The sequence below is a fragment of the Mesorhizobium sp. M1A.F.Ca.IN.020.06.1.1 genome, from assembly GCF_004023265.1.
Classification (GTDB): Bacteria; Pseudomonadota; Alphaproteobacteria; order Rhizobiales; family Rhizobiaceae; genus Mesorhizobium.
This window is the reverse complement of sequence record NZ_RZSR01000182.1, coordinates 1-7,981: the sequence shown is the minus strand read 5'-3', so window position 1 is coordinate 7,981 and position 7,981 is coordinate 1. Positions and strand designations below refer to the sequence as shown.

Sequence of the window (7,981 nt, the reverse complement as noted above, 5' to 3'; positions counted from 1 at the left end):
GTCCTGAGCTTCTCGCCGACGCCCTCCAGGGATGGCAGCCATTCGCTCACGAGACTGGCCTTGTAGCCGTTCCGGTAAAAGGCGGCCACGCCGCAGGCCAGGCGTCCGTCATGATCTCCCCAGGCGATGCCCTTGCCGGTGCGGAAAGCCTCTACGGCCTTCTCTTCGTCGGCCCACATCGAAGCGGGCACCGCCCAAGCGTTGGGAATGAAGACGGCGCTGTCCTCGTCGGCGAGCACGACTTCCTGTTCGGGTGTCAACTCGTAGGTGTCGCTGACCGGGTGGTAGACGATATAGCCGCCCGCCACTTGGGAATTGAGCCATTCGCGTACGTAACGTTCGGCACAGCCGGCCCGCCCCGCGAGCGCGCGGGCACTGAGGGGTCCGAGGCCCGCCATGGCCTTGTAAAGACCGAGACGGTGGCCGAGGCTGATCATGACTCCGCCGTAGCCGGCCGAAATATCACCGATCGCTCGCGCGACGAGCGCATCGAGTTTTGCCGGATCGATCTTATGGTTGTGGGTATGCTCCATGTCCAAGTCTCCTGTCCAAGCGCTCGGGCAATCCCGAGGCAGCGGCTGAATCGCAGGAACAGGGAAGAAACGGGAGAGCGCGACTCTCCAGAATCGGGCCATTTGTGCCACTGGCCCGTCGTCAGGAGAGAAACTGGCGGCCGCGCGCGCCGGGCGCTATGGTTGCGGCACCTGCGACATGGATTAGCCGACATGCATCGTCACTTCACCACTGCCGCATCCGAGCCGCTTCACGTGAGTCTGGTGGCCATTCCAGAGGCCGTGGTGTCCACGTTGTCGGGCATCTTCGACGTGATGAATGCCTTCAAAATAATGCCGCTGCCGGGCAGCGAGCCGCGCCAGGCTCCGCCCTTCGAGATTGAGATCGTCGGCCTAGAAACGGGCGCTCTGGAACTGGCCAGCCGCGTGCCGGTCATGGTTCAGCGAAGTGTGGCGGAGGTGGATATGACCGACATCGTCATTGTTCCTTCGATCCTGCTTGGGCCGAACGGCTGGCGAAAGGACCTGCATCCGGAACTGATCGAGTGGTTCCGCGCCATGCATGGCCGCGGCGCGCTCTTGTGCTCGGCGTGCTCAGGCATCTTCCTGCTTGCCGAAACCGGTCTGTTCGATGGCGTGGACGCGACCGTGCATTATGGCTACGCCGGCGACTTCGGCCGGACGTTTCCACAAGTGCCTATCCACCCGGATCGTGTGCTGGTGGTGTCGGGCAAGCGAGAGGAGCTCATCTCCTCGGGTGCTTCCATGACCTGGCATGATCTGGTGTTGTACCTGATCGCCCGACACGCCGGCGCGACCGCAGCCCAGGCCGTGGCGCGCTCATTCGCGCTGCAGTGGCATCAGGAACGGTCTTGCGCCCTACATCATCTTTGAGGGTCGCAAGGATCATGGCGATCTTGCCGTTCAGGCGGCGCAGGACTTGATCGCCACCCGATTTTCGGTCGCCAATCCCATAGAAGAGATGATCCGCTGCGCCCAGCTCACGGAGCGCACCTTCAAACGCCGTTTCACGAGTGCGACCGGCCTGAGCCCGATCGCCTATGTACAGCGCTTGAGGATCGAGGACGCCAAGCGCCGACTGGAGCGCACCGACGCGTCAATCGACGACGTCAGCTGGCAGGTCGGGTACGAAGAGCCTGCGTTCTTCCGTCGCTTGTTCAAACGTGTGACGGGGCTGGCGCCCGGCGCATACCGCAAGCGGTTCAAGATCCCCGCCTATGCGCAAAGGCATTTGCCCGACGAGAGCGTCGAACTCCGGCTGGGAAATAGCCAGCGGCAGACCTAAGCCGGGCCGACGCTGCGATATCCGCCCGGCAGGCCGCTCGGGTACGCTTCCTCCGCGAGCGTGTTGACATCCGACGAAGACAAGCAGTAGTTTTTTGCGTAATCGGTTACGTAACCGATTACGCCCATTCAGGAGGAGGAAAGTATGAGCAAGGTTTCAAATACCCGCAGGCTCGACCTGGGATCGTTCTCGCGTCGTCGGTTCCTCAAGACAAGCGCGCTGGCGGCCGGCGCGCTTGCGCTGCCGTTCGGTCCGGCGTTTGCGGCCGACAAGCCGAAGGTAGGCCTGGTCATGAAGTCTTTGGCCAACGAGTTCTTCAAGCAGATGCAGGCCGGCGCGGAGGACTATGCGGCCAAGAACAAGGACAAGTTCGATTTCGCCGCCGTCGGCATGAAGGACGAGCGCGATTTCGCCGCGCAAGTCGATGCGATCGAGAACTTCATCACCCAGAACTACAAGATCATCGTCGTGGCGCCGGCCGATTCGAAGGCGATGGTCACGCCGATCGCCAAGGCGCTGAAGGCCGGCATCAAGGTCATCAACATCGACGTCGCGCTCGACGATGAGGCCAAGAAGAAGGCCGGCATCGACCTTGCCTTCTTCGGGCCGGACAACCGCGCCGGCGAGCTTGGCGCCGGCGACGCGCTCGGCAAGGCGCTGGGCAAGGGCGGCAAGGTCGTCATCCTCGAAGGCAATCCGGAAGCCGACAACGCCAAGCAGCGCAAGCTCGGCTTCGACGATTCGGTGAAGGAGCACGGCCTCGACCTGCTCGATTCGAAGACCGCGCATTGGGAGACCGAGGAAGCCAACACGCTGATGACCAACTTCCTCACCCAGCACCCGGACATCCAGGGCGTGATGGCGGCGAACGACTCGATGGCGCTCGGCGTGGTCAAGGCGATCGACGCGGCCGGCAAGTCGGGTCAGATCAAGGTGGTCGGCTTCGACAACATTCCGGCCGTCGGCCCGCTGCTCAAGGAAGGCAAGATGCTCGCCACGGTCGAGCAGTATGGCGCGCAGATGGCGGCCATGGGCATCGACTACGGCCTGCGCGAGCTTGCCGGCGAGAAGTTCTCGGGCTGGGTCAAGACCGACGTCAAGCTGATCACCGCCTGAGGCGAGCACAGGCGCCGGGACTCCCTCTGGCGCCATCCATTCGCTTGTCTCATCATCGCCGCCGGCAAGCAGCCGGCGGCGATGAGCGCCATTCAGGATTGCTGCATGGACGATGGGGTTCTTTCCCTTGAAGGGGTAGGAAAAATCTTTCCCGGCGTGGTCGCGCTGAGCGACGTCTCGCTGTCGATCGCGCGCGGCGAGACGCATATCGTCCTCGGCGAGAACGGCGCCGGCAAATCGACGCTGATCAAGCTCTTGGCCGGCATTTACCAGCCGGACAGCGGGACGATCGCCTTCAACGGCCAGCCCTATCAGCCGAAGACGCCGCATGACGCGCAGCTAAGCGGCATCCGCATCGTGCACCAGGAGCTGAACCTACTGCCCTATCTCAGCATCGCCGAGAACCTGATGCTGGAAAACCTGCCGCGCCGCGCCTTCGGCATCGTCGACCGCAAGGCGCTCAACCGGCGCGCCGTCGCGCTGCTCAAGGAAGTCGGGCTCGATGTCGATCCGAGGACGCGGGTCGAAGCGCTTGGCGTCGCGCAGATGCAGCTGGTCGAGATCGCCAAAGCGCTGAGCTACGACAGCAAGCTGCTGGTGCTCGACGAGCCGACGGCGACGCTGACGCCGCCGGAGATCGGGCGGCTGTTCGCTATCATCAAGCGGCTGAAGGCCAGGGGCGTCACCATCATCTACATCTCGCACCGGCTGCACGAAGTGTTCGAGATCGGCGACCGGGTGACAATCTTGCGCAACGGCAGGCTGGTCGCGACCCGCGACCTCCACGGCCTCAGCGTGCCGGATGTCGTGCGCATGATGATCGGCCGCGACATCGCCGACGAATTCGGCTTCGACGCCTCGATCGTGCCGGGCAAGGTCGCGCTCAGCGTCACCAATCTGAAGCGCAGCGCCGTGACGCCCGAAATTTCCTTCAACGTCCGCCACGGCGAGATCTTGGGCGTGGCCGGTCTGGTCGGCAGCGGCCGGACCGAAGCCATGCGGGCCCTGTTCGGCGCCGATCCGAGGCTCGACGGCGTCGTCGAGATCGACGGCAAGCCGGTGGCGATCACGGCGCCCAAGGATGCCGTGCGGCATGGGCTCAGCCTGCTTACCGAGGATCGCAAAGGCCAGGGCCTGCTGCTCGATCTGGCCGTGGACAAGAACATCACCATCACCGATCTCGGCAAGGTGTCGCGCCACGGGCTGGTCAACCGCCGGGCCGAAGCCGCGGCAGCGAACGATCTCATCGGCCAGCTGCGCGTCAAGGCAAGCTCGATCGAGCAGGCGGTGCGCAACCTCTCGGGCGGCAACCAGCAGAAGGTGGTACTGGCCAAGTGGCTGTTCCGCGGCACCTCGACGCTGATCCTCGACGAGCCGACGCGCGGCGTCGACATCGGCGCGCGGCGCGAGATCTACCAGCTTCTGTGGATGCTGGCGGCGGCTCAAAAAGGCATCATCATGGTGTCTTCCGACCTGCCCGAGCTGATGGGCATGTGCCATCGCATCATCGTCTTTTCCAAGAACAAGATCGTCGGCGAGGTGCCGCGAGCCGAATTCGACCAGGAGCGCATCCTGTCGCTCGCCTACCAGGAGTATGTGCGACCATGAGCGAGACGTCCGAAACCCTCGTGTCGGCGCCTGTTTCTCCCGGCAAGGCGAAGTTCCTGCGCGTCCTGATCCGCGACGCCGGCGTGCTTCTGGCGCTGGTGCTGATCACGCTGTTCTTCTCGCTCACAGCGCCTTACTTCGCCACGCCCGGCAACGCGCTGAAGATCTTCGTGCAGATCGCCATAAACACCGTGCTCGCCGCCGGCATGACCTTCGTCATTCTCACCGGCGGCATCGACCTTTCGGTCGGCTCGGTGCTGGCGCTCTGCACCGTGGTCGGCGCCACCGTCATGATCGACGAAAGCCTGTCGCCGGCCGTCGCGATCACTTTGGCGCTGCTCGCCTGCATGGCGACCGGTGCTGCCTGCGGCTTCCTCAACGGCTGGATCTCGACGCGCTGGAAGATCCCGTCCTTCATCGTCACGCTCGGCATGCTCAACATGGCGGCGGGCGCCGCGCGCGTGGTCAGCGACAATTCGACCATCACCGGCCTGCCGCAGAGTTTCGTCGATTTCGGCAATCTGATCATCGGCGGCTTCCTGCCGTCGATCTTTCTGGTCGCGGTGCTGGTGATCGCGGCCGGCTGGTTCGTGCTGCGCTTCACCGTGTTCGGCCGCATGATCTTCGCCGTCGGCACCAATGACGAGGCGGTGCGCCTCTCCGGCCACAATCCGGATTTCTACAAGGTCGCGGCCTTCACCATCAGCGGCCTGACGGCCGGCATCGCGGCCATGGTCTATCTGCTGCGCTTGAACATCGGCAGCCCGATCGCAGGCGTCGGCTACGAGCTCAATGCAATCGCCGCCGTCATCATCGGCGGCACCAGCCTCAGCGGCGGCAAGGGCTCGATCATCGGCACGCTGGTCGGCGCCTGCATCCTGCAGGTGCTCAGCACCGGGCTGCAGTTGCTCGGCGTCGGCGACAATTTCAAACCGATCGTGATTGGCCTTGTCATCGTGCTCGCCGTCATCCTAGACGCTTATCGGGAGAGGCTGTTGCGGAGGATCCGCTAGAGGGTCAGAGGGAACCATGACCACAATTGCCGATGTCGCGCGCTATGCGGGGGTGTCCGTCGCAACGGTCTCGCATGTGATGAACCGCACGCGCCATGTCGAGCCGGAGACGGCCGAGCGCGTGCGCGCCGCGATAACCGCCCTGCGCTACAGCCCGAACTCGCTGGCGCGGAGCCTGAGACGCGGGGAGACCAAGACCATCGGCCTGCTGCTCCCGGACAATTCCAACCCGTTCTTCGCCAGCGTGGCGCGCCAGATCGAGGATGCCGGCTTCGTGGCCGGCTATACGGTGATCCTGTGCAACTCGGATGGCAGCGCCGAGAAGGAAGAGCGCTATCTGTCGGTGTTGATGGCAAAGCAGATCGACGGGCTGATCTTCGCCGGTTCGTCCGACCATGCGCGGGTGTTCTCGCACCTGTCCGCCGCCCTGCCGGCGGTGCTGCTCGACCGCGAGATCCATTCTGTCCATGTCGATTCCGTGCTGGTCGACCACGATCACGGCGGCTATCTCGCCGGGCGCCATCTGGTCGGGCTCGGCCACAGCAAAATCGGTGTCATCGGCGGTCCGCGCGATTCGAGCTCCAGCCCGGCCCGCCTGCGCGGTTTTACCCGGGCGCTTGCGGAGGCAGGTATCGACCTGCCTGCCTCGTGGGTGGTCGATTCCGACTATCATTTCGCCGGCGGCCGCCTGGCGATGGAGCGGCTGATGGCGCAGGCGCCGGAGATCACGGCGGTGTTCGCCTGCAACGATTTGATGGCCATGGGCGCCATCACCGCGCTGCGCACGCGCGGCTTGCGGGTGCCCGACGACATGTCGCTGATCGGTTTCGACGACATCCCCTATGCGGTCACCACATGGCCGCCGCTAACGACGATCGCGCAGCCGGTCGAAAAGATCGGAACGCGGGCGGTGAGCCTGCTGCTCGAGCGCGTCGGCGAGCCGGAGGCGCCGTCGCGCCGCGAGGTGCTGGCGCCAGTGCTGGTGGAGAGGGAAAGCTGCGCGGCTTTGCAGAAGTAGCGTGTAATCTCCCCTCTTGAGGGGGAGATGTCGCCGAAGGCGACAGAGGGGGTCGGTCCGACTGGAGTCGGCCTGCTGCGGCAGATGGAGGTTGGCGCTCCACGCGAGGCGACCCCCTCTGGCCTGCCGGCCATCTCCCCCGCAAGGGGGAGATCACGCGCTCATTCCCTCACGCCGCCGGCTGCATGGCGGCCCTGAGCAGCATGCCGAACAGGTCGCGCGGCTCGTCGGGGTCGGCGAGCAGGTCGAGCTCCTCGTAGAGGCCGGTCGCCTGGAGCTGGTCGCGGACATAGCGCAGCGCGGAAAAATCCTCCGTGGCGAAGCCGACGGAATCGAACAGCGTGATCTGCTCCTTCGCCTTGCGGCCCTCGGCCTGGCCGGTCATGACCTGCCACAGCTCGGTCACCGGATGATCGGCCTCAAGCTGCTGGATCTCGCCCTCGATGCGCGTCTGCGGCGGAAACTCGACGAAAATGTCGGAGCGCAACAGGATATCGCGGTGCAGCTCGGTCTTGCCGGGACAGTCGCCGCCGACGGCGTTGATGTGGACGCCGGAGCCGACCATGTTGTCGGTGAGGATGGTGGCGTACTGCTTGTCGGCGGTCACCGTGGTGATGATGTCGACGCCTTCCACCGCGTCCTGCCCGGTCGAACAGATGGTGATGTCGAAGCCCTTGCCGGCGAGGTTGCGGGCGCATTTTTCGGAAGCAGAGCGGTCGATGTCGTAGAGCCGCAGCCGGTCGATGCCGAGCAGCGCCTTGAACGCGACGGCCTGGAACTCGGACTGGGCGCCGTTGCCGATGATGGCCATGGCGCGCGACCCTTTCGGTGCCAGATATTTGGCGGCAACCGCCGAGGTCGCGGCGGTGCGCAGCGCCGTCAGGATCGTCATCTCGGTCAAGAGCATCGGATAGCCGGAGCCGACATCGGCGAGCACGCCGAAGGCGGTGACGGTCTGGCGGCCTTCGCGCATGTTCTTCGGGTGGCCGTTGACATATTTGAAGCCGTAGAGGCGGCCGTCGCTGGTCGGCATCAGCTCGATGACGCCGTCATGGCTGTGCGAGGCGACGCGCGGCGTCTTGTCGAACAGCTCCCAGCGGCGGAAATCCTCCTCGATATAGCCGGCAAGCTCGGTGAGGAAGCGCTCGAGGCCGATGGCGAGCACAAGCTTCATCATGCGGTCGACGCTGACGAAGGGGACGATGGCAAGGCGGGACGGCTGGGTCATGATCAGAGGCTTCCGGAATGGCTGCGGGTCGGGCGGTCCATGATGCGGCGGCCCATCAGGCTTGCGGCAAGATCAGAGTTCGACCAGATCCAGGCTGGTCACCCCAGTCGTGCAGCATCTCCATGGCCAAAGTGCCTCGCGGAAGGTCGCGCCGTCCGGCCTGGTTTGCTACAGTTCGCC

Annotated in this window: 5 protein-coding genes and 3 pseudogenes; 5 read left to right on the top strand and 3 right to left on the bottom strand. The window is 64.7% G+C overall.

The window, feature by feature from the left end; genetic code table 11:
- A pseudogene (locus EOA60_RS10910) lies at nt 1-533 on the bottom strand (SAM-dependent methyltransferase); the annotation flags it as partial.
- Nucleotides 534-725: 192 nt separating this feature from the next.
- Here EOA60_RS10910 and EOA60_RS10905 point away from each other — a divergent pair.
- From EOA60_RS10905 to EOA60_RS10885, 5 genes and pseudogenes are all read left to right on the top strand, one after another.
- A pseudogene (locus EOA60_RS10905) lies at nt 726-1,818 on the top strand (helix-turn-helix domain-containing protein).
- A 144-nt stretch (nt 1,819-1,962) separates the two neighbouring features.
- Nucleotides 1,963-2,934 carry a sugar ABC transporter substrate-binding protein gene (locus EOA60_RS10900; protein ID WP_128311348.1) on the top strand — a complete coding sequence of 324 codons (972 nt, stop codon included), beginning with the start codon at nt 1,963-1,965 and terminating at the stop codon, nt 2,932-2,934.
- Between the two features lie 105 nt (nt 2,935-3,039).
- Complete coding sequence (locus tag EOA60_RS10895) at nt 3,040-4,542, top strand: sugar ABC transporter ATP-binding protein (protein ID WP_127239942.1); 1,503 nt, start codon at nt 3,040-3,042, stop codon at nt 4,540-4,542.
- Nucleotides 4,539-5,555 carry an ABC transporter permease gene (locus tag EOA60_RS10890; protein ID WP_095825133.1) on the top strand — a complete coding sequence of 339 codons (1,017 nt, stop codon included), beginning with the start codon at nt 4,539-4,541 and terminating at the stop codon, nt 5,553-5,555. Before EOA60_RS10895 ends, EOA60_RS10890 begins: the two co-directional genes overlap by 4 nt.
- Before the next feature lie 16 nt (nt 5,556-5,571).
- Entirely contained in the window at nt 5,572-6,573 is a 1,002-nt protein-coding gene (locus EOA60_RS10885) for a substrate-binding domain-containing protein (protein WP_095825134.1), read from the top strand.
- 169 nt (nt 6,574-6,742) lie between these two features.
- On the opposite strand, the gene EOA60_RS10880 is transcribed toward EOA60_RS10885, so the two are convergent.
- Complete coding sequence (locus EOA60_RS10880; protein ID WP_095825135.1) at nt 6,743-7,801, bottom strand: ornithine cyclodeaminase; 1,059 nt, start codon at nt 7,799-7,801, stop codon at nt 6,743-6,745.
- Between the two features lie 2 nt (nt 7,802-7,803).
- A pseudogene (locus EOA60_RS38870) lies at nt 7,804-7,966 on the bottom strand (arginase); the annotation flags it as partial.
- Nucleotides 7,967-7,981 lie beyond the last annotated feature (15 nt).

Bases quoted from the DNA above. Each gene is read 5' to 3' on its own strand.
- EOA60_RS10900 (WP_128311348.1), top strand. From the start codon at position 1,963: ATGAGCAAGGTTTCAAATACCCGCAGGCTCGACCTGGGATCGTTCTCG.
- EOA60_RS10895 (WP_127239942.1), top strand. From the start codon at position 3,040: ATGGACGATGGGGTTCTTTCCCTTGAAGGGGTAGGAAAAATCTTTCCC.
- EOA60_RS10890 (WP_095825133.1), top strand. From the start codon at position 4,539: ATGAGCGAGACGTCCGAAACCCTCGTGTCGGCGCCTGTTTCTCCCGGC.
- EOA60_RS10885 (WP_095825134.1), top strand. From the start codon at position 5,572: ATGACCACAATTGCCGATGTCGCGCGCTATGCGGGGGTGTCCGTCGCA.
- EOA60_RS10880 (WP_095825135.1), bottom strand. From the start codon at position 7,801: ATGACCCAGCCGTCCCGCCTTGCCATCGTCCCCTTCGTCAGCGTCGAC.